A 20,514-nucleotide genomic window follows, 5' to 3' on the forward strand; every position below is an offset into this window, starting at 1 on the left:
GAAAATCCCCCCAAAATGTTTGTTTTATTCTTTCTAATATTTCCAAACTTGAATGATAACAAGCTAACTTGGAAATAATTAAATAAACATTAAGGAAGAGGAGTTTTGATGAAAACAGCAGATCTTCATCTAAAAGAATTTATTAAATCCTATGAATTTCTACCATCATCACTTGAAGAGAAAACAAAAATATTGAAAGAAATCTATAAAAATTGTGATGATATAGTTTTGCATCCTTTTTTCTCTAAACAATCTGCTTATCTTCTTATTTTTGTAAGTGGACTATGTGACGAAGAAAAGATACATGAACATATTGTTAGACCGATACAACATACAAGCATAGTGTCACCAGAATTACCGTTGATTATATCTCATGTAACAAATATAACAAATACAAAGATTCTGTCTAATACACTTGAAATTATAGACGAGATTGCAGATGGAAATACCATTCTCTTTAATGATATAGAAAATAAGGCAGTTTCCTATCGTATTACGAGTTATGAAAAAAGATCAATAGAAGAGCCCCAAGCAGAATCTGTTGTTATTGGATCAAGAGAAGGATTTATTGAGTCTATCAGTACAAACTTGTCTCTTGTTAGAAGAAAAATAAAAACTCCTTCTTTAAAAATGAGTTCTATGGTAATCGGAACATATTCTCATACTTCTATTTATATATCTTATATCGAAGGTATCGCCAGTTTACAGATTGTAGAGGATGTAAAAGAAAAGTTAACGAAGCTTAATGTTGATGCCGTTCTTTCTAATGCTTCTATTGAAGAAGCATTAGAAGATAATTGGTCTTCTCCGTTTCCACAAGTTCAATACAGCGAACGGCCGGAAGTGGTAGCCGCTGCCCTTTTGGAGGGAAGGGTAGCTATTTTTATCGATGGTATTCCATTTGTTTTAATGGTCCCAGTCACTCTCTTTACCCTTTTGCAAACACCTGAAGATTACACAGAAAGGTTCATTAACGGGACACTTAGTAGGTGGCTTAGATACTTTTTTCTAATGGTTGCACTACTGGCACCATCAGCTTATATAGCTATTTTGACTTTTCATCAAGAAATGATTCCTACTACACTTTTACTCCGCATAGCACAGAGTAGAGAGGAAATCCCTTTTCCTGCATTTTTAGAAGCTTTAATCATGCAAGTGATATTTGAAGTACTTCGAGAGGCTGGAATCCGTTTACCAAAACAAATGGGTTCCACGGTAAGTATAGTAGGTACTTTGGTCATTGGACAAGCAGCGATTCAAGCAGGACTAGTTTCAGCGCCGATGGTTATGATTGTAGCTATCACTGGTATTTCTTCATTCTTGTTGCCTCAGTATACACTAAGCATAGTACTTAGATGGATTCCGTTTCCTGTAATGTTTCTTTCTGGAATGTTGGGGCTAGTGGGGCTAATGCTAGGAGTTTTAATAATTGCTAGCCATCTTTGTTCACTAAGATCATTCGGTGTTTCTTATTTAGCACCCTTGGCTCCAAATGATTCTTCTTTGTTAAAGGATGTATTAATAAGAGTACCTCTTAAATTTATGAAAAAAAGACCGAGCATCTATTCATCCATTAATCCTAATCGACGAAATGAAGGGAAATAAATGCACAGAAAACATCTTAATTCTTTTAAAATATATATTACTCTTATATTAACTTCAATTATTCTCTCCGGTTGTTGGGATGTAATGGAAGTCAACGATCTAGCAATAGTAATTGCAACAGGTATTGATCAAATAGAGGAGGAACAAATAGAAGTAACTTTTTTATTATATGTACCCAATCCATCAGGGGCTGCGAGTGGAGAAGTAAGTGGCTCTAGTAAAAACTCCTATTCAATTTCAATGACTGGAGATACGTTTTCAGATGCTGTTATGAAGCTTGAATCAGAAGTACCTAGAGAAATCTTTTGGGGTCACTCAAATATTTTTATCTTTGGAAGTGAGCTTGCAAAAAATGAACTTGGTAAACAGCTAGATTTTCTTGTTAGAACAGCAGAACCAAGAGAACAATCTCAAATTTATATTAGCCAAGAAAAAGCTAAAGTGGAAGTAGATAAATTTGTAAGCATTAATACTGCTGAATTGTTTAGTAAACTTCCGAAGTCTCGTTATTTAAAATCGATGACATTAAAAGATATAGAGGAAATGCTTGTAAATAATTCTCAAGCTGGCCTCATTCCTATTAGTGATACTAACAGCGTTAAAACTTCAGAAGATACAATTGACTCTTTTGCGGTCAAAGGGTCCGCTATTATCTACCAAGGAAAAATGATTTCAAGTATCTCAGGGGAAAAAGATATTGGCAGTCAATGGCTATTATTTCCGAAGACAAATATTCCCATTAACATTAATCCGGATGGGAAAAATGGCAAAGTGTCTGCAGAAACGATTAAAAAATCTATTAAATTATCCCCTTTATTAGAAGATAAAACATGGAGTATAAAAATTAAAGTTAATACAGATTTATTGATTCTACAAAACTCCACTTCCCTTGACATATATAACCCTACTGTGATGAATCAAATGAAGAAAGAGTTTTCTAAGAAAATAAAAGCCGATATAGAAGAATTCTTAAATCATATACAAAAAGATTTAAAAGCTGATGTCCTTCAATTTTATGAAGCATTTCATCGAAGCTATCCTAAAGAAACGGATGATGTAAAAGAAAACTGGGAGGAACAATTTGAAAATATAAAGGTATCCATCCAAGTGGAAGTAAAAATTAAAAATCCAGGAGTTACAAACCTGAATATCGAGAATAAGTAGAGCAGGTGTTATGACTTTGAATGATAATGTATTGACATACAAACAATTATTTTGGTTATTTTTAAGTATGCAGGTAATTATGAATATGCTGCTTACACCCTCAGGTTCAATAATGATAGCCCAACAAGATGCTTGGTTGTCCGCTTTAATAGCAATATTAATTTCCTTAGTTACTTTGTGGAGTTCTATTAAAGTGTGCGCTAGATATCCAAGTATGGATTTTCATGTAATTATTGAAACTATTGCTGGAAAATGGATCGGTAGATTATTATCCATTTTTTTATTAGTTTCTTTTACTGTTGTACTAGCAGTAATGCTTAGACAATACGGGGAATTCGTATCAGGCACAGTTTTACCAAAGACTCCGATTAGTGTAATAATATTTTGTATCTTAGTCACTGCCATATATCCAACTTTTCATGGATTAGGTGTTATAGGCCGTCTAGCAGAGATTTTTGGACCCATTCTTTTGTTGGGAATTATATCTCCTATAATTCTCGGCATAGTAAATATGGATGTAAAACATCTACTACCCTTTTGGTATGACAGTGGCATTTTAGCTATTATAACCGGTTCCTTAGGACCTGCTGCTTTTCTAACTGATTGTGTATTAATATTATGGATTTTTAATCTTAGTGAATTTCATCCAAATAAAATAAAATATTTGACGTGGAGTATTCTAACAAGCGGTTTACTATATTTATTATCTGTTACATCCATTATCGCTACATTCGGAGTTAAAATCGCTTCTACTCATCTATATCCATTTCTAATTTTAGAAAGGTACATTTCAATCTTCGGGATGATCGAAAATTTAGATGCAATTGTGATAACGGTTTGGATATTAAGTATCTTCTTGAAAATTTGTTTATATTTATTTGTAACTAGTTATGGTTTTTCAATGTATACAGCCAAAATAAATAGACAAAAAATGGTGTTTTATATTGCTGGTATAGCATTTTTTCTATCTCTACTACCAAGGAATGTTGTTGATATATCTATCGAGTTTCCCCAAGTAGTTGGAGTACCATTTATTTTACCTTTTTGGGTAATTCTCCCCTTATTTCTCAGCCTAACAATTTTTATAAAAGATAAAATAAATAAAACCCAATAAATACTTTATTATCCTAGCAGGGTTTACGCCAACCCTTACATTATCCATGAAATTAAGTAGGATACAGGAGATATTACTACATTGTCCCCAATCTTATCATCTGGATTAATAACTGTACTATTCCGCCTGTCCAACAAACATTGGAACTAAATTCCCTTAACTTGTTTTTGCATCTAGTAAAATCCAATCTACTGCAGTTATTAAATCTGGAAAAACAGCATCCGCAATAGGGTCCCTTTTGCCTAAGAAAACTCCCTTTGTTCCTGCTTTCTTCCCTGCAATAATATCTGTGTCAGTGTCACCTACCATATAGGATTTAGACAAATCGATATTATATTTTTTACCAAGATCTACGATTAGTTTACTATTTGGTTTCCGACATTCACAACCAGACTTTGGCTTATGAGGACAGTACACCACTTCATGAATGGTGGCACCTTCCTTTTTTAATACTGCAATCATATGATCATGGATTTTTTGCAATTGAGATTCCTTCATAAATCCCAATCCTACTCCACCTTGATTGGTAACGACGAATATATGATCGAATACCGCATTTAATTTCTTAATGGCTTCGGGGACACCTTGTAGAAAGTAAAGTTGCTCTGGCCTGTTCACAAATTTAACTCTTTCTGTTAAAACCTCATTTATAACACCGTCGCGGTCCAAGAATACAGCAGTTTTCATATGCAACACACCTTTTTTAAAATTTTTCTACTCCAATTTAGTTATTCCCCAAACCTGCACTATTTATTTTATTATCCTCGGTAAATCATCGTAATGGATGTCCCCGATACATTGTAGTCTATGAAACCTAATTGCCTATAGATATAAACTGCACTCGTGTTCTCAGGGTCTACACTTAAGGATAGAGTTTTATATCCATCCTCTAAAGCCTGTTTGATTATCTGTTTCATAAGTAATGTCCCTATTCCTAGCCCTCTAGCTTCTTTAGTTACTGCTATTCCTAATTCAGGAGTTCTATTGTCTACAAAGCCATATCCCTTATTTGATTCATCAAATAATCTATACCAGACTGCTCCTACGGCTTGGTTATTATTATCAATTGCTATTAATGCTGTATCCCCTTTTCTTCCCCAGTCTTTATAATACTTTTTTATAGAGGGAGAGTTTAATAGTTCTACCTTGTTCTTAACGTTTTCGGGAATATAAATAGATTCATATAACATATCCTTCATGAATTCCAGTTCATTTTTCTCTATATTTCTAATAATCAACAAAGTATATCACCTCTATTTCAGACTATTTCCTTATTTCTACAAATCAACAATTATTCCTGCCATTGTGGTGGAAAATCATTTTCATTTTCATTTTCTTTCTCAATTGACTCCGCGAACAAGCTGTCAATATTAATGGTAACCCTAACAAAGTGACTGCTAGTATTCTTATCATTAGGTAGAGCCCTTTATAAAAGTTAGACTATTTGTGGTGATGGTTCATCGCTTCGTCACGAAGGCGTTGCCACACGACGTGGCGCACTTAGCCTTTGTACTCCACCTGAAACGTAAATCAGCAGGATTATTCACTCTTAAAAGTGTCGAAAACCCAGTATTCACGGGACACTTTTTTTATACTTTCTTATCTTTTAAAAAAAAAGTTGAAAACCAACATCCGCTGATTTTCAACTCTATTTTTACTTCATATATTTTTGTACTAATTCATAACAGCGTTCTTTCGTCAGCTGTGCCTGTGTAGCAACATATATAGTAGCCTCCATCGTTCCACCTTCAAAAACAGAAGACTCCTCTTTTGCCTTTTGATCTCTTTGCTTAATCCAATTTCGCTGTTCCTCTTTTAGACTACTCATTTCATTTGCAGATAGCTGTTTTTTCAATACTCCATAAATCTCATTAAGAGCATTATCCCATTTTCTGAGAATTTCAGACTTCGCTTCGTGCATCTCGGTTTGTGTACCACTGTTGTATTGATTGTTTAAATCACTTAGACTATTTTCAATGTTATTTAGCTGCTTTAAATATTTCTCTTTTGTTCCAGAAAGATTTACCGTTTCTGTTTTTTCTTTAGTTACAGGTTTTTCCTTCACTACTGGCTTTTCATTCGTATCCTTATTTCCCTCCACTATATCATTGCTTTTATCTTCTTCAACAATTGTAGTTTCTTCTAATTTATTTTCTTCATCCACACTTGACTTTTCTGTTACCGTTTCACTGCCGAGCTGATCCGTTTCTGGAGCCTGTTCTGTCTCCTCATTATTGCACCCAATCATTAAAACCATTGGTATTAAAAAAACTAGTAAATTCTTCATTGTCTCCTCCTGATGTATGTTCTTTAACTATTTATTAGACGTTGCACGAGGATAAAAGGTTTGGTAATTTAACTATTTTTTTCCGCTATTTTCTTTAATTCCATCGAACGGGAAATAATAAATTTTTCCATATATCTTTCTAAAAATAATTTATCTGCCAAAACTCCTAAAATACCTAAAGGAGATTTATACTCAAATGTATCAACCATTAATGTGCCTTCAGGTACCTCTAGAAAATCATGTGTATGAATGAATGATTGAAAAGCACCCTTTATCATAATATCTTTAAACTGATTTGGTTTTTCCATCCATACTATTTTAGCAGTAAGCCTTTGTCGAATACAGAAATGTGTAGCTTCCCAGGTAACTGTATCACCTTGTTCTAGTAAACCATACATCACTCCTCCTACTGCTTTTTCATTTGTGTGGGAGGTTGTTTTTGTATGGACTTCTACGTTCCTTGCCAAGTCAAAACAAGTTTCTTTCGGAGCATTTATGATTAGTTTATGTACAATTTTAGGCAAGTACTCACCCCTTTTTTTAAAGCCAATTATGTTTCTTAGCAGATTCTTCCGCTAACTTTATGAGGTTAATTCTTTTGGGATTGTTTGGTTCAATCTTCTCTATTAATTGCAAGGCTGTTTCAAAATTAAACGAAACATAGCCCGTTTTTTCAAAATCAAAGGAATATGGCTCCATCTTTTTAACTTTCGCTAAAAACCATATTGTATAAGAATCTGTAGAATCCCAATACCATAAAGCAAAAGGGATTTTCTCTTCTTCTAATATAATTCCCACTTCTTCCATAGCCTCACGTTCTAAAGCCTGGTCAATGCTTTCATTTCCTTCTAACCTTCCTCCTATTGTCGTCAAAAGTTGTTCATCTCTATCCCACGACATAAGAATATTGCCATTTTCCGTAAATGGAACACAATGAACTCCTGCAATTTTTTTATCAGTCGGCAAAGCATCTATTTTAGTTAGCAATTTCACACCCACTCTCTATCCTTTAGTCCAAAAGTAATCTACTATGGAAAATAGCGAACCTAAAACAATTAGGAGCATTCCAAAACTACTTCCCGAATCTCCCGGTTTCAATACGAATGCAATTCCAAATAAAATCATCGTAATACCTAGACCTATAACCCTTGTATAAATTCTACCATTTGTTATTTTTCGATTGCTAAGTATAATAGCACCAAGTGCACATAATGTTATTCCATAGAGAGTTAGCATAATATTTCCTGCTTTTTCAAATGAATTAATTGTTACATTTATAAATAGCACTCCAAAGAGTATGGATATTACACCAATAAAAGTTTTCATACAGCCTCCAAATTCCTTATTTCCCCAACGAAAAACCTTCTAACAATCGTCCCCCAAAAGGCTCCATTGCTGCCTCAACTAAGTGAATTACCTTCTCTTTATCACCTGTTGTATAGTATGTCTCAAATGCTTCAACAAATTGAATAGTATAGTCTTCGTCATATGCCCTTAAAGAGCGAACAATCCATTTAGAAGTTCCTATCCAATGACGGTTGCTCCTTAAAACAAATTCACTTACAAGTTCTGCTAATGCGTTTGCGATGAATATTTCTTCTCCTCTTTTATTGCATCCTATAAAATCATCAAGTGTATTGGTAAGAAAATACCGTTTTATTTGTAAAGTTATTTCGGACCATTCTTCTGGGCCCTCCTTTAACAAATCTATTGCTTCTTTTCTTATAATTTCAATTACTCCATCATCTTTTAAGATAATTCCCTCCGACACCATCCTCGGCAGAGAAGGGCGTGCACGCTCTCGATCACTCTCAAAAAACGACTTATAGGAGCTTGTATTATGTACAAACACTTCAATTGGCCAATTGAATTCGATAAGCGATTCTCTATAAGAAGAAGGAACTGTTTCATCAAAAATCACAATATCTAAGTCTGATGTATCTGTTTCCTCTCCCCGAACGACGCTTCCTGCTAACAAAGCTCCGTTACAATTTGGAAAATATTTATGTATAAATTTTTGGGCTGCCTCAATTGGTTTATCTTTATTCATGTCTATCAACCTCCTCCTTAATAATTTCTATAGCAGGGAGAAAATACCTTTAAAATACGTAAAATCTAGTATTCTCTAAGACCACTTACTGTTAATCGGCGATAAATAGATGCAAGAAAAAGGTGAGCTCATATTGAACTCACCTTACGTGTACTAATTATTTTTTCTTTTGTTAGATGGGTTTTTATTAATTTCATTCGTTATCTTATTTTTTGAAATCTCCACAAACTCTTCTGAAAATTCCTCATCAGGATTATTCGTGGGATTTTTATAAAGCTCGTAACTATTATGCGTTCTTACATTGATTGTCTTTTTGTTATTTTTACTCATGAATATTCACCTCCTAGAGTATAATTTGCTCTAGCTAGATGGTTTTATGCTTTCTGTGTAAGTGTATATTCAAGTTCACTTACTCTCTTGTTATTCATTCTTTTGCTTTTTTATTTCTTTAGCTATTTTTCTCAAAGCTTTTTTGGACCCTCTTTCCATGTCATGCGCGAATTTCCTTTCCGCATAGCTTACAAATAATGTAGATAGGTCATATCCTTCGGGGTATAAGTCGGATGCTTTGCTCTCCAACACCATTCTTTTTACATTTTGCTTTATTACTTCATTTTTATAGAAAACGGACACATTATTCTGTTGATCCTTTTTCTCATACACGATCCCAAAATCGTCAAATTCAAGTAATTTAACTCTGTCACCTTTTTCAAAATTGTATGTTTCTACTTCCGATTCCCTATGAGTAGTTGGTTTTTTAATCTTATTTTCTCTCACACGTTCTAAATCATATGTTTTGTTTTCCATATAACTTTGTGCTTTTTTTAGAACTTTCTCTTGAATATCCATTTTTTTAGAAATCCATAGCGCATTACTTTCCCCTGATTTTCCAATGAGTAGCTTATACATTGGCTCCAATGCTTCACTATTAAACAGCATCGCCGCATTCATAAAGTCACTATGGATTTCTGAGTAGCGCTTTATCTCTCCATAGTGGGTCGTTGCGACGGTAATACAGCCCATTTGATAAAACTCCTCCAAGATTGCGATTGCTAGCGCTGCCCCTTCATTTGGTTCTGTTCCACTTCCTATCTCATCGAAAAGAAGCAATGTATTATTCGTGGATACACGCATAACTTCTGAAATATTTTTCATATGAGATGAAAAGGTACTTAGTGAATTTTCAATACTTTGATTGTCTCCAATATCGACGAATAAATTATCGACCACTGCTATTTCCGTCCCAACGTCAGCAGCAATATGAAAACCAGACATAACAGCAAGAGTTAAAATACCAATTGTCTTCAGCACCACCGTTTTTCCTCCCGCATTTGGTCCAGTTATTATCAAACTCCGATAATCCTTACCAATTTCAAAGTCTAGAGGTACTATATTGCCAGGTAAAAGTGGATGCTTGCTATTTTTTAAATGGATAAACCCATGATTGTTTAACTTTGGTTCAATACCATCGATACTCTTACTAAATTTCGCTTTTGCAAAGATCATGTCATATTGAGCGATCAATTCAATATTAATATGAATTTGTCTAATTTCCTCCTGAATCATTCCAGAAATAGTAGCTAAAATTTGATACTCTTCTATCGATTCTTCTGATTTAAGAGTAGCTAGCTCTCCGTTAAATTTAGTAATTGTTGCTGGTTCGATAAATACTGTAGATCCTTTAGAAGATGATTCAATAATCGTTCCCTGTACTTGGTTTTTATAGGACGCTTTAATCGGGATAGTAAATCTGTCGTCTTTTTTACTGATAAAAAATTCCTGAATATATTCTTTGTTTGCGCTGCTTTTGAGAAATCTATGCAGCCGCTCTTCTATTTTTTCTTCGGTTTTTGCTATTTGATTTCTTATACGCTTTAACTCTCTACTCGCTTCAGAATCCACCATATTCCCTCTAATAGAAGCATTAATCGTTTCCTCAATAGTCGCAAACTCCATCATGGAATAAGCATAAGAGTGAAGAATAGGGGCAAAAAATTCTTTTCCTAACATGAATTTCTTAATCACCCTACACCCTCTTAAGAAATCTGATATTGCTACTAATTCAGACGGTCCTAAAATAATCCCTTTCTCAAGTTTCTCCATGAGGTGACTAATATTGGAGATACCCTTTAACGGGAGATGATTTTCTGCATCTAATAACTTTCTTGCCTCGGTTGTCTCGTTTAGTCTATTTTTCACCACTTTAATGTTTGGACTTGGGAATAGATTATCCAATAGTTCCTTTCCTAAGCTGCTAACGCAGTAGGATTTCACCATTTCTTTAAGTTCGTTATATTGTAATTTTTCATATGTCATCTTATTCATTTTCTTACCTCCTAAAATAATTTAAAAATGCCCGCAAAGAAGTCTCCTACCACTCCATTTTAAAAATGGATAGAAAGCTCCTGCGGGCATCTGCCACGTATATAAATACATGACATACAAATCGTTTATAAAAAGAGGTAAAAAAAGAGCGCAGCGGGACAAATCCCACTACACTCTTCGCCTTAACATACCAATATGTTAAACGAATAAGGAATGCGGAAGCAGTCTTCAGGTAGGTATCTACATTGAAATACAATGTAGAACAAGGCGTACTAAACAAGCTGGTTTATAACCAGGTTTTACACACCTTATTAAACTAATGTAAATTAGCTCATACCTACTTCAGACATACTCCACCACACCTTTTATTAGAATATTTACACTATATCATCATTCAAAATGAGAGTCAATCGGGAATTGAACTTGGTATCGTGACGATGGGTTGAACCAGCGCCACTATTGTTGAAATACGGTTCTCCATAATTTATTCCTCACTTCTTTCATAAACATTTTCTGCTGTATGAAAGCCATCCTCAATAACAGTGCTTTCGAGATTATCTATATTTACTGCAATTGGGGCTAGCAAAACGGACGGCACTTCCTTCTTGCCGTTATTTACTTGTTGGTTCGCGGTTACGGGTTCTCCCTTTGCCATGGCCACTGCTATTTCTGCTACTTTCTGAGTTAGGATTTGAATAGGCTTATAAACAGTCATTGTTTGTGTTCCAATTACAATCCGTTGAACACCTGCTAAATCTGCGTCTTGGCCAGCTACTGGTATTTTACTAGCTAAGCCATGGTCCTCGAGTGCCTGAATCGCACCACCTGCTGTGGCATCATTTGCAGCAATTACTGCGTCAATCTGACCATTCGTAGTACGAATAGCCTGTTCCATATTAGCTTGTGCATTTGCAGGAGTCCAATCCTTCGTCCACTGATCATAGACAACATGGATATCTCCACGCTCAATATACGGTTGTAACACCTTGAATACGCCATCTTTTAAGAGGTGAGCATTGTTGTCTGTGATAGCTCCTCCTATAAAGACATAGTTTCCCTTTGGAACAAGCGCTGTCATAGCCTCTGCCTGCATTTTGCCAACTTGTTCATTATCAAAGGATATGTACATATCAAGCTCTGCGTTTTTGACAAGACGATCATAGGCAATGACTTGAATACCTGCAAGATGAGCTTTATGAACAATTGCCGCTGTAGCAGCCGCATTATGAGGAACAATTACTAATAGGTCAATGCCGCTTTGAATGAGTGTCTCTGCTTGTGAAATCTGTAACGCATCATCTCCGTTTGCAGCAACTATTTCAACTTCTGCTCCGAGGTTTTCTATAGCTTCTTTAAACAACTCACGGTCTTTCAACCAACGTTCCTCTAGCAATGTATCCATGGAAAATCCAATCCGAACAGGGTCGGCATTTTTGACAATCGGACTATCTTCTGGTCTAGGATTTTTAGGTGCAGATGAGTCCGTACAGGCAAAAAGAAACATAATTACGCCTAACAGATAAACGGCAATGAATTTCCTTTTCATCTGACTCCTCCTCTACACTTCAGCTTTTTTACTCCATAATGTTTTTCTATATTCCTTAGGAGATACTCCACACATTTTCTTAAAAACCTTGCTAAAGTAATTCGGCTCATGGTAGCCAATCTCAAAGGTAATTTCCTTTAAACTTTTCTCTGGGTTATTCAATAATTTCTTTGCTTTTTCTATGCGACACTCCGTTAAATAATCTATATAGTTGACTCCAAGCTTTTCCTTAAACATTTTACTAATATAAATCGGGCTCAAATTCACTCGATATGCTAGCGCATCTAAAGAAATATCCTCATGTGAATGTTCTCTAATATACTGCTGTATCTGATGTATCTTATCGGCTTCTATTTGATCGTAATGTGTATTATATACAGAATTCATCTGTTCAAGCAGTAATAATGTCTCTGTTCGCAGCTGTCTATAATCATTTGCTTGAAAGGAGAAAAATAATGCACTTGTTTCCATTCCCATTTCATCCATCACACGATTTGCCACCCAAAGTAACTCAAGAATTCTCTGCTGAGTATAGATTAATGAATTCCCGACATTTTCATACTGCTGAATCACATCCAATAAACGAGTACGAATAGTCACCCAATCCCCGAGCCGGATATGATCAAAGAAATCTTTCTGCTGCTGCTTGATAATCTGATTGTCTGTTTCTAAAGTAAGCGCTGGAACATCCATATAAAATCTATACTTAACTGCTAATGATGTATCCATAGTTGCAATAAGTGCATCTTGGTAAGATAGGCGGATATCGTCTAGATTTTCACACACCTGACCTATCCCCAAAAACCAATCTGCTCCCTGCTTCTCCTTATCCAAAGATAAGATTCCTTTTGCTAAAGCTATCGCTTGGGAACGAAAGCTTCTCTTTGAATCTCGAAAAATGATTAGAGGAAGCTGCCTCCCATTTAAAGCACCAACCCAAGCATCTCCGTATTCCTTAACCTTCTCTTTAATCGATAAATAATAATGTAGTGCACCTTCAGGTAAAACAACCACTACAACGAATTTTTCAAGTGAAGTGCGAATATCCAGCATTTCTACGAGCATATCAATATGAACCTCATGTACGTGGTCAAATAGTAATTGGGTGACAATGTCTGTCTCAGCCAATGCGAGTGCCTGTTCCCACTTCTCGATTTGGATCTCACTATTACCTGCTGCCTCTAGCTCCTGCTGACACTCATCCAGTACCTTTCCTACCGTTAAAACTATTTCACTAGCTTTACTTGGCTTCAATAAATAATCTTTCACTCCAAGTTTGATAGCCTGTCTTGCATAATCAAACATATCAAAAGCAGTTACCATTACAAATTTGGTAGTAGGATGTGAAACCTGAATAGTTTCAATGGCTTCTAACCCAGTCATCCCAGGCATCATTATGTCCATTAATACTATATTAGGCTGAAAGCTATCAGTTTTTTCAATTGCATTTTTTCCATTTTTCGCCTGTTCTATTAAAAGATTAGGAAATGCCTTTTGCAATATGGCCTTCATTCCTTCTCGCTCAATTGGTTCATCATCTACGATTAAAAGTCTCATCACTTACCTCCTCCCTAGTTTCTGGGATTTGTATGATTACCTTCGTTCCAATACCTTCTACACTTTCAATAGATACTAAATTATCTACACCGTAAAATAGCTGGAGCCTTTTAACTACATTTTGAAAACCAATACCAGTGGAGTGCCCTTCGTTGGAACCCATTTGTCCACTTAGTAACAATTCAATATTTTCCTGTGATATCCCTTTTCCACTATCTTCTATTTCAATAATAATCCAGGAACCATCTCTTAAAATTTTAAACGATATGGTACCTCCATTTTCTTCTGGCTCGATTGCATGAATGACTGCGTTTTCAATAATAGGTTGAAGTGTAAGACCAGGTATATTGACATGCAAACATGATTCATCGATAGTTTTTTTAAAATTTAAACGGTCCGTAAACCGTGCTTTTTGTATTTCCATATATTGATTGAGCACAAGTACTTCCTCATATAATGTAACCGAACGATCTATCCGCTTTAGGTTATAACGCAACAATCCCGCTACACTAACCAATAGGTCACTCGTTTCTTCTGCACCGTCCAAATAGGCCTTCTTAGACAAGGTATTCAATGTGTTAAATAGAAAATGAGGATTAATTTGACTCTGTAAACTTCTTAACTGGCTCTCCTTCAATAGCAACTTACTTTGCTGAAGTTCATGTTCAAGCTGCGCCTTTTGTTGAATCTCCAATATTAAGTCATTAATATTAATACGCATTTCATCAAATGTTTGCGCTAAGAATGCAATTTCATCGTTAGATTCCACTTTTATTCTTTGATTGAAACGGCCCCGAGCTAACTCATTTGCAGCCTTCGTTAACTGATGAACAGGTTTTGTAATACTGAGCGAGAACCAATAGGTAGCCAAAAGCAGTACAGAAGTTACTAACAGGAGTATCCAAAAACCTAGTTTTTTTAACTCCTCGGACTGATCAATAATTTCTCGATAAAATAGATTATAGGTCTTTAATTCTCGATCTAAGATTGTTAATGTCGTTTCAGATATGTACATCGATATACGATTCGCTTCATTGAATTCATTCGTAGAACCTTCTAATTCCTGCTCCTCTGAAAATAGTATAGAACGATTTGTCGTCTCCACTAAACTATCTATTAAATGTATATAGTTTGTAACAGAAAAGGCATTTTCTTCATTGCGAAGTTTTGCTACGTCCTGTTGAACTTCCTCAATGGTTTTAATACTTTTCTCTATTTTGGCTTTATTCATTTCTGTTGGGTCCAGCAAGAAATTATTTAAATCGGTTATAATTTTCTGACTAGCAATCGTTACTTCATTCATACGTAAATACCGTTGTAGAATGGTATTTGTTTGTTCTTGTGTTTGCTGGTTGTAATAAGTCAGCATCATCCAAATAATTCCCATGATAAGTAGCATAACGGAAACGAGTAACCAAATCTTTCGTTGAATGGTGGTCAAGGCATTTCACCATCCGACACAAGCATATTTGTTTCTGTTAAATACCCATCAGAATTAAGAGGAACCGTCTTTCCTGTAATCCATTCCATGAGCCACTTCACACTTTCCTGGCCCATTTCCACTGGTTTTTGCTCTAAAATACCATCTAGCTTTCCTTGTTCTAGAAGGGCCGTCGATTCAACTCCATCATCAAACGTATAAATATGATATGGCTCCACCTGTGTTCGCCTTCCTATTTCTTGAATCATTGGACCCACATATTTTGCATTGACCGCGATAAATGCAGTGGCTCTAGGTACCTCATTCATAAGCTGTTGGGTTGTCGAAATCACTTGTTCATTAGTGTCCTTTGTCCCTCTTATAATTATGTTAATATCTGGGTATCCCTCGAGAACATCTTGTATCCCTGCTAAACGTTCTTTTTGATAATATGCTTGCACTTCATCCCCAAGAATTATCACTTCCCCAGATGTGCCCATTTCTTTAATAAGCTGATGGGCAATCATTTTTCCTGCCCAAAACTGATCGGAGCCGACGTATGTTTTACGCAAGCTTTCTTCTACTGGAACATCATTTGCAACTGTTATGACAGGAATTCCATAAAAGGCTGCTTTAATTTTTGACAGTTCTTTAAATTCCTCTGTATCTAAGCCCTGCACGATGATTCCATCCACTTTGGAATGAATGGCAATCTCCATCTTTTTTAAAAATTCTTCCTGATCATTTCCGTAACTTCCCCATACTTCAAGCTCAACATTTTCTTCCTTCGCTTGCTGCTTTGCTCCTTGTCCGACTTTATTCCAAAAAGGAGTATCCAGTTCTTGGGTGATTAATACAAGACGAATAGTATCTTCCATCTCGGAAAGGGTGGCAGGTAATTCACTTGTGGATCGAAAAGCCTTTGTTGCAGATACAATAGTTAAGTAGCTAAAAACAATGATTAGAGTTCCTAATAGAAGAACAATTTTTTTCCGCATTTACCTTCCCCTTTCCGTTGGCCTGTTTCTTCCATATTAACATCAGGAATGAAATTGACCAATCGTATTTCTAGATGCTTTCCACGCCTTTTTTTTACAAAATTATCCGTTCCGCAAGTATTTAACACATGGGAGCAAGTAAATATAGATTGTAAGCAAGTATTGTTTAGCTATCCGTGAGTAAACGATTACAGAGCACAAGTAAATTACTAATGAAAGCAAGTAAACTCCATAATCCCTTATATATAATACAAGGCACCCCCAAAAAGAAAGGGTGCCACAAATTATATCCTATTGTATTAAGCCCGTTGCTTACGTGTCATCACATCAAAGATAACTGCCCCAGCTAATACCCCTCCGCGAATCATGTATTGATAAGAAATACCAACACCAAGTAAGTTCATCCCGCTTGATAAGGAAGCCATAACAATGGCACCAATAATTGCACCTGTTACTTTACCGACACCTCCAGCAGAAGATACCCCTCCAACATATGCTGCAGCGATAGCATCTAGCTCGAATAGTGTTCCTGCTGTAGTCGTTGCTGATTGAAGCCTAGAAGTAAATAGAATCCCAGATAATGCAGCGAGCATTCCCATCGACCCAAATACGATATATGTAATCTTTTGTACATTGATACCGCTTAAATGAGCAGCTTCTGGATTACTCCCGACTGCATAAATATGGCGACCAAGTACAGTTTTCGACGATAAGAAATGATAGATAACTACTACTACAATCATAATGATTACTGTCCAAGACAAACCGTTATACCCTGCTAAAATCCATGTAATATATCCAATAATTGCGGATATTAATACAAGCTTTGCACTGAATAATCCACTAGACATAACCTCGAAACCATAGGTCATTTTGTTACGTCTATTTGAAATTTCATTGTAAACAAATAAAAGAATCCCTATTAAACCTACTAATAATGTTAAAAGATGCAAGCCATTTATTTGCATAATAGATGGGATAAATCCGTTCCCAATCGCATTAAACTGATCGTCTTTAATAATAATAGTTCCTGTCTTTTCCGTAACCTGAAGCAAAGCCCCACGGAAAATCAGCATTCCTGCAAGTGTTGCTACAAAGGATGGTATTCCAATTTTCGCAACTAATACACCATTAACCAATCCGATTAGTGCTCCAAAGATTAAAATAACTGGGATAGTAATCCATACTGATACTCCCATTTGTGTTAAAAATATCGCAGCAATGGCACCTAGAAATCCTGCTAAAAATCCAACTGACAAATCTATGTGACGTATGACAATCACTAGCGTCATCCCTACTGCCAATACAGCGATATAGCCTGCTGAATCCAATAAATTACTAATGTTTCGTGAAGACATAAATAATCCGTTCGTCATAATCGTAAACGTTAACATTATCACTATTAACGCAATATACATTCCATAATCTCGAATGTTGGCTTTGACGAGCGCTTTAGCTTCCTTAAAAAAGTTCATCGTTATCCCCCTTTTATTGCGTCGCAAGTTCCATTATCGTTTCTTGTGTCGCTTCTTCCATCGTTAGCTCGCCTTTAACGGAGCCTTCCGCCATGACATATATTCGATCACTCATCCCTAGTACTTCACCTAGTTCTGAAGAAATCATAATAATACTCATTCCTTCGTTGATCAGTTCGTTCATTATTGTATAAATCTCAAACTTCGCTCCTACATCGATTCCTCTTGTCGGTTCATCCAATATCAAAATCTTAGGTCCAGTAAACAACCATTTACCAAGTGATACTTTTTGTTGGTTTCCACCACTGAGTTTCCCAACAATCTGTTCAAGTGAGCTTGCTTTAATATAAAGCGAATCCTTATATTCAGTTCCTATCTTCACTTCTTCATTTAAATTTAGTATTCCCTTTGTGGAGATTCCTTTTAGATGCGCTGCAGAAACATTACTCTTAATATCCTGTAATAGGAATAAGCCGTCTCCCTTACGATCCTCAGTCACATAGGCAATACCAGCTTTAATAGCTTCACTTGTATGCTTTAGTTCTTTTGTTTCCCCAAACATTTTCATGTTGCCCTGTAGCTTATAGTTTTTAGGGTTACCAAAAATGCTGAGTGCAAGTTCTGTACGACCTGATCCCATAAGTCCTGCAATTCCAATAATCTCGCCTTTTTTCACCTCAAGCTGAACGTTTTTTACGACATTCCGACCGAGTTGGGAATCATAAGCAGTCCAATCAGATAATTCTAGAATCGTTTCACCGATTTTCTTGTTCAGACGCTTTGGATAAATATCTTCTATGTCGCGGCCTACCATATTTTTTATAATGACATTTTCAGATACTTCACCACTACTCGCGTCTAGAGTACAAATCGTCTGTCCATCACGTAATACTGTTACTTTATCTGCAATGGAAATGACTTCCTTTAGCTTATGAGAAATCATAATGCAGCTAATTCCTTGGTTTTTCAGTTCCTTTAGAAGTACCAATAAATTTTCACTGTCATCCTCATTAAGTGCGGCAGTTGGTTCATCTAATATAAGCAAGTTAACATCCTTACTTAGAGCTTTGGCAATTTCAACTAGCTGTTGTTTCCCTACACCTAATTCCTTGATCAATGTTTCTGGAGTCACTTTTAACTTTACTTTTTCCAACAAACCGGTTGCTTGAACTATCGTTTTATTCCAATCTACGAAGGGACCTTTTTTAAGTTCGTTTCCAGCAAATATATTTTCATACACAGTCAAATCTGGAAATAGTGCTAGCTCTTGATAAATAATTCCAATACCAACTTTGACACTATCTGTTATTTCATTGAACTGTTGAACTTTTCCTTCAAATACAATATCCCCATCGTAAGTTCCATATGGGTACACTCCACTCAGCACTTTCATCAGAGTCGATTTTCCTGCACCGTTTTCTCCAACCAAACAATGAATCTCACCTTTTCTCACTTTGAAATTCACATTTGAGAGGGCCTTGACACCTGGGAATTCTTTAGAAATATTATTCATCTCTAAAATATAATCACTCATACTATTGCCTCCCCTTACTAAAACAAATAAAAATGGAGAAATAGTGATAGATTAATCTATCACTATTCTTCCTTTTCAGATGTTTACTCTAAACCAGTGAATTCGCTTGCCTCGTAATACTCAGAGTCGATAAGCTCTGCTTTAACATTTTCTTTATCCACTACGATTACATCTGTTTGTTTTGCTTTTACTTCAACTGACCCATTATCGTAAGAACCTGTTGTTTCTGGCGTGTTACCATCTAGAACTTCTATTGCCATTCCCATTGCATCCTTTACTAATGTACGAACATCTTTGAAAACAGTCATGGATTGTTGTTCATCAATAATGTATTGAATTGAAGCTTTTTCTGCATCTTGCCCAGTTACAAAGTAATCTGTAATAGCGCTGTCAGATGCAAATACATCTGCGATAGAACGAGCAGTTCCATCATTTGGTGCAAGAATTGAAACATTTCCTTTTAAATCGTCACTAGCTGCAGTTAAATGTGTCTGCGCTTTATTTTTAGCATCATTGGCATCCCAGTTCGTTGTAATCTGACCGATGATTTTACCTAATTGGTCACGTGATAGATCCGCTGAATCTTTTAACGCTTCTGCCTCACTTGAGTTAGCTATCTTGAAAGTTCCATCTGCAATTTTCGGCTGAAGCACTTTCCAAGCTCCTTCAAAGAACAAGAATGCATTGTTGTCAGACGCTGCTCCTGCATACAAATAAAGTGGTACATCTGAGCCATCTGCATTGTCTACTAAATACTGTGCTTGTGCAGCACCAACTGCTAAACTATCAAAAGTTACGTAGTAATCTACTGCATCCGTATCCGTTATTAAACGGTCATACGCGATAACTGTAACATCCTCTTTTTTCGCTGCTTCCACTGCTGCAGCAGCTGCTGCTCCATCATGAGGTGTGATGATTAATACTTTAATTCCTTTATTTAAAAGTGCTTCAACATTTTCTTTTTCTTTCGCTGAAGATCCTTGGCTGAACAGAATTTCCGTAGAATAATCCGAATCTGCTAAAGCATCTTTAAAGCGTTGCTCATCTTGAACCCAACGCGGCTCATCCTTTGTCGGTAATACGATACCAACATCTACCGAACTGTCCCCGCCATTATTACATCCTGCGGCCACTAATGCGAAAACCATCAAAATAACTAAAAAAGTTAACCCCTTGAACTTCTTCATTCTTTTATCCCTCTCCCTTTTTCTAAAAAGTAATTACTCCTTAATTATAAATTCAGAATATTAATATGAAAGCGCTATCAACTGTATTCTTTTATCATTACCTATACTTTTTTAACTTTTGGAATAAGATATTGGGTTTTGGACTAGAATTTAGGTTTGATTCTTATATAGGTCAATATGAAAAATCGGGCAAAAAGATGCTTTCCTCTCTCAACAGAAACCTAAATATGCCATTGATTTCCGAGTGAAGGC

The 20,514-nt window shown here is 35.8% G+C and carries 19 protein-coding genes; 3 read left to right on the plus strand and 16 right to left on the minus strand.

What is annotated here, in order from left to right; genetic code table 11:
- Window positions 1-108 precede the first annotated feature (108 nt).
- From MKY60_RS16990 to MKY60_RS17000, 3 genes are read left to right on the plus strand one after another with little or no spacing between them, the layout of a single operon-like run.
- Window positions 109-1,605, plus strand: a complete 1,497-nt coding sequence (locus tag MKY60_RS16990) for a spore germination protein (protein WP_093495978.1) — start codon at window positions 109-111, stop codon at window positions 1,603-1,605.
- The gene (locus MKY60_RS16995; RefSeq protein ID WP_241600225.1) at window positions 1,606-2,769 is read left to right on the plus strand and encodes a Ger(x)C family spore germination protein; all 1,164 of its coding nucleotides are present in this window, start codon (window positions 1,606-1,608) and stop codon (window positions 2,767-2,769) included.
- Window positions 2,770-2,785: 16 nt separating this feature from the next.
- On the plus strand, window positions 2,786-3,883 hold the full coding sequence (locus tag MKY60_RS17000; RefSeq protein ID WP_269915813.1) for a GerAB/ArcD/ProY family transporter: 1,098 nt from the start codon (window positions 2,786-2,788) through the stop codon (window positions 3,881-3,883).
- A gap of 156 nt (window positions 3,884-4,039) precedes the next feature.
- On the opposite strand, the gene MKY60_RS17005 is transcribed toward MKY60_RS17000, so the two are convergent.
- The 16 genes from MKY60_RS17005 to MKY60_RS17080 all read right to left on the minus strand — a co-directional run bounded on the left by MKY60_RS17005 (window position 4,040) and on the right by MKY60_RS17080 (window position 20,262).
- Entirely contained in the window at window positions 4,040-4,570 is a 531-nt protein-coding gene (locus MKY60_RS17005; protein ID WP_340930719.1) for a D-glycero-alpha-D-manno-heptose-1,7-bisphosphate 7-phosphatase, read from the minus strand.
- Window positions 4,571-4,641: 71 nt separating this feature from the next.
- Window positions 4,642-5,121, minus strand: coding sequence for a GNAT family N-acetyltransferase (locus MKY60_RS17010; protein ID WP_241600226.1), 480 nt, complete (start codon window positions 5,119-5,121; stop codon window positions 4,642-4,644).
- 416 nt (window positions 5,122-5,537) lie between these two features.
- A complete protein-coding gene (locus MKY60_RS17015) occupies window positions 5,538-6,170 on the minus strand; it encodes a lysozyme inhibitor LprI family protein (RefSeq protein WP_269915812.1) in 633 nt (210 codons plus the stop codon).
- Window positions 6,171-6,238: 68 nt separating this feature from the next.
- Window positions 6,239-6,694, minus strand: a complete 456-nt coding sequence (locus MKY60_RS17020) for an SRPBCC family protein (protein WP_093495973.1) — start codon at window positions 6,692-6,694, stop codon at window positions 6,239-6,241.
- Between the two features lie 16 nt (window positions 6,695-6,710).
- Window positions 6,711-7,157, minus strand: coding sequence for an NUDIX hydrolase (locus tag MKY60_RS17025; RefSeq protein ID WP_340930724.1), 447 nt, complete (start codon window positions 7,155-7,157; stop codon window positions 6,711-6,713).
- A gap of 15 nt (window positions 7,158-7,172) precedes the next feature.
- On the minus strand, window positions 7,173-7,496 hold the full coding sequence (locus tag MKY60_RS17030; RefSeq protein ID WP_090569003.1) for a hypothetical protein: 324 nt from the start codon (window positions 7,494-7,496) through the stop codon (window positions 7,173-7,175).
- Between the two features lie 16 nt (window positions 7,497-7,512).
- Window positions 7,513-8,220: a nucleotidyltransferase domain-containing protein gene (locus MKY60_RS17035; protein ID WP_269915810.1), complete on the minus strand. Its 708-nt coding sequence runs from the start codon at window positions 8,218-8,220 to the stop codon at window positions 7,513-7,515.
- 153 nt (window positions 8,221-8,373) lie between these two features.
- Window positions 8,374-8,550 carry a hypothetical protein gene (locus MKY60_RS17040; RefSeq protein ID WP_175496323.1) on the minus strand — a complete coding sequence of 59 codons (177 nt, stop codon included), beginning with the start codon at window positions 8,548-8,550 and terminating at the stop codon, window positions 8,374-8,376.
- Between the two features lie 90 nt (window positions 8,551-8,640).
- Window positions 8,641-10,545: an endonuclease MutS2 gene (locus tag MKY60_RS17045; RefSeq protein WP_340930727.1), complete on the minus strand. Its 1,905-nt coding sequence runs from the start codon at window positions 10,543-10,545 to the stop codon at window positions 8,641-8,643.
- Between the two features lie 484 nt (window positions 10,546-11,029).
- Complete coding sequence (xylF, locus tag MKY60_RS17050; RefSeq protein ID WP_340930729.1) at window positions 11,030-12,091, minus strand: D-xylose ABC transporter substrate-binding protein; 1,062 nt, start codon at window positions 12,089-12,091, stop codon at window positions 11,030-11,032.
- 12 nt (window positions 12,092-12,103) lie between these two features.
- Complete coding sequence (locus MKY60_RS17055; protein WP_241600232.1) at window positions 12,104-13,651, minus strand: response regulator; 1,548 nt, start codon at window positions 13,649-13,651, stop codon at window positions 12,104-12,106.
- Window positions 13,626-15,089, minus strand: a complete 1,464-nt coding sequence (locus tag MKY60_RS17060) for a sensor histidine kinase (RefSeq protein ID WP_241600234.1) — start codon at window positions 15,087-15,089, stop codon at window positions 13,626-13,628. The genes MKY60_RS17055 and MKY60_RS17060 overlap by 26 nt, the downstream gene beginning before the upstream one ends.
- The gene (locus MKY60_RS17065) at window positions 15,086-16,066 is read right to left on the minus strand and encodes a substrate-binding domain-containing protein (RefSeq protein WP_340930731.1); all 981 of its coding nucleotides are present in this window, start codon (window positions 16,064-16,066) and stop codon (window positions 15,086-15,088) included. The genes MKY60_RS17060 and MKY60_RS17065 overlap by 4 nt, the downstream gene beginning before the upstream one ends.
- Window positions 16,067-16,365: 299 nt before the next feature.
- Window positions 16,366-17,541 (minus strand): sugar ABC transporter permease, encoded by a 1,176-nt coding sequence (locus MKY60_RS17070; protein ID WP_093495967.1) that lies wholly within the window; start codon window positions 17,539-17,541, stop codon window positions 16,366-16,368.
- Between the two features lie 13 nt (window positions 17,542-17,554).
- Complete coding sequence (locus MKY60_RS17075; protein ID WP_340930733.1) at window positions 17,555-19,075, minus strand: sugar ABC transporter ATP-binding protein; 1,521 nt, start codon at window positions 19,073-19,075, stop codon at window positions 17,555-17,557.
- Window positions 19,076-19,158: 83 nt separating this feature from the next.
- Entirely contained in the window at window positions 19,159-20,262 is a 1,104-nt protein-coding gene (locus MKY60_RS17080) for a sugar ABC transporter substrate-binding protein (RefSeq protein ID WP_093495965.1), read from the minus strand.
- Window positions 20,263-20,514 lie beyond the last annotated feature (252 nt).

Source organism: Psychrobacillus sp. FSL K6-1415 (assembly GCF_038003185.1).
Lineage (GTDB): Bacteria > Bacillota > Bacilli > Bacillales_A > Planococcaceae > Psychrobacillus > Psychrobacillus psychrodurans.

Bases quoted from the DNA above. Each gene is read 5' to 3' on its own strand.
- MKY60_RS16990 (WP_093495978.1), top strand. From the start codon at position 109: ATGAAAACAGCAGATCTTCATCTAAAAGAATTTATTAAATCCTATGAA.
- MKY60_RS16995 (WP_241600225.1), top strand. From the start codon at position 1,606: ATGCACAGAAAACATCTTAATTCTTTTAAAATATATATTACTCTTATA.
- MKY60_RS17005 (WP_340930719.1), bottom strand. From the start codon at position 4,570: ATGAAAACTGCTGTATTCTTGGACCGCGACGGTGTTATAAATGAGGTT.
- MKY60_RS17015 (WP_269915812.1), bottom strand. From the start codon at position 6,170: ATGAAGAATTTACTAGTTTTTTTAATACCAATGGTTTTAATGATTGGG.
- MKY60_RS17030 (WP_090569003.1), bottom strand. From the start codon at position 7,496: ATGAAAACTTTTATTGGTGTAATATCCATACTCTTTGGAGTGCTATTT.
- MKY60_RS17035 (WP_269915810.1), bottom strand. From the start codon at position 8,220: ATGAATAAAGATAAACCAATTGAGGCAGCCCAAAAATTTATACATAAA.
- MKY60_RS17040 (WP_175496323.1), bottom strand. From the start codon at position 8,550: ATGAGTAAAAATAACAAAAAGACAATCAATGTAAGAACGCATAATAGT.
- MKY60_RS17045 (WP_340930727.1), bottom strand. From the start codon at position 10,545: ATGAATAAGATGACATATGAAAAATTACAATATAACGAACTTAAAGAA.
- xylF (WP_340930729.1), bottom strand. From the start codon at position 12,091: ATGAAAAGGAAATTCATTGCCGTTTATCTGTTAGGCGTAATTATGTTT.
- MKY60_RS17065 (WP_340930731.1), bottom strand. From the start codon at position 16,066: ATGCGGAAAAAAATTGTTCTTCTATTAGGAACTCTAATCATTGTTTTT.
- MKY60_RS17070 (WP_093495967.1), bottom strand. From the start codon at position 17,541: ATGAACTTTTTTAAGGAAGCTAAAGCGCTCGTCAAAGCCAACATTCGA.
- MKY60_RS17075 (WP_340930733.1), bottom strand. From the start codon at position 19,075: ATGAGTGATTATATTTTAGAGATGAATAATATTTCTAAAGAATTCCCA.
- MKY60_RS17080 (WP_093495965.1), bottom strand. From the start codon at position 20,262: ATGAAGAAGTTCAAGGGGTTAACTTTTTTAGTTATTTTGATGGTTTTC.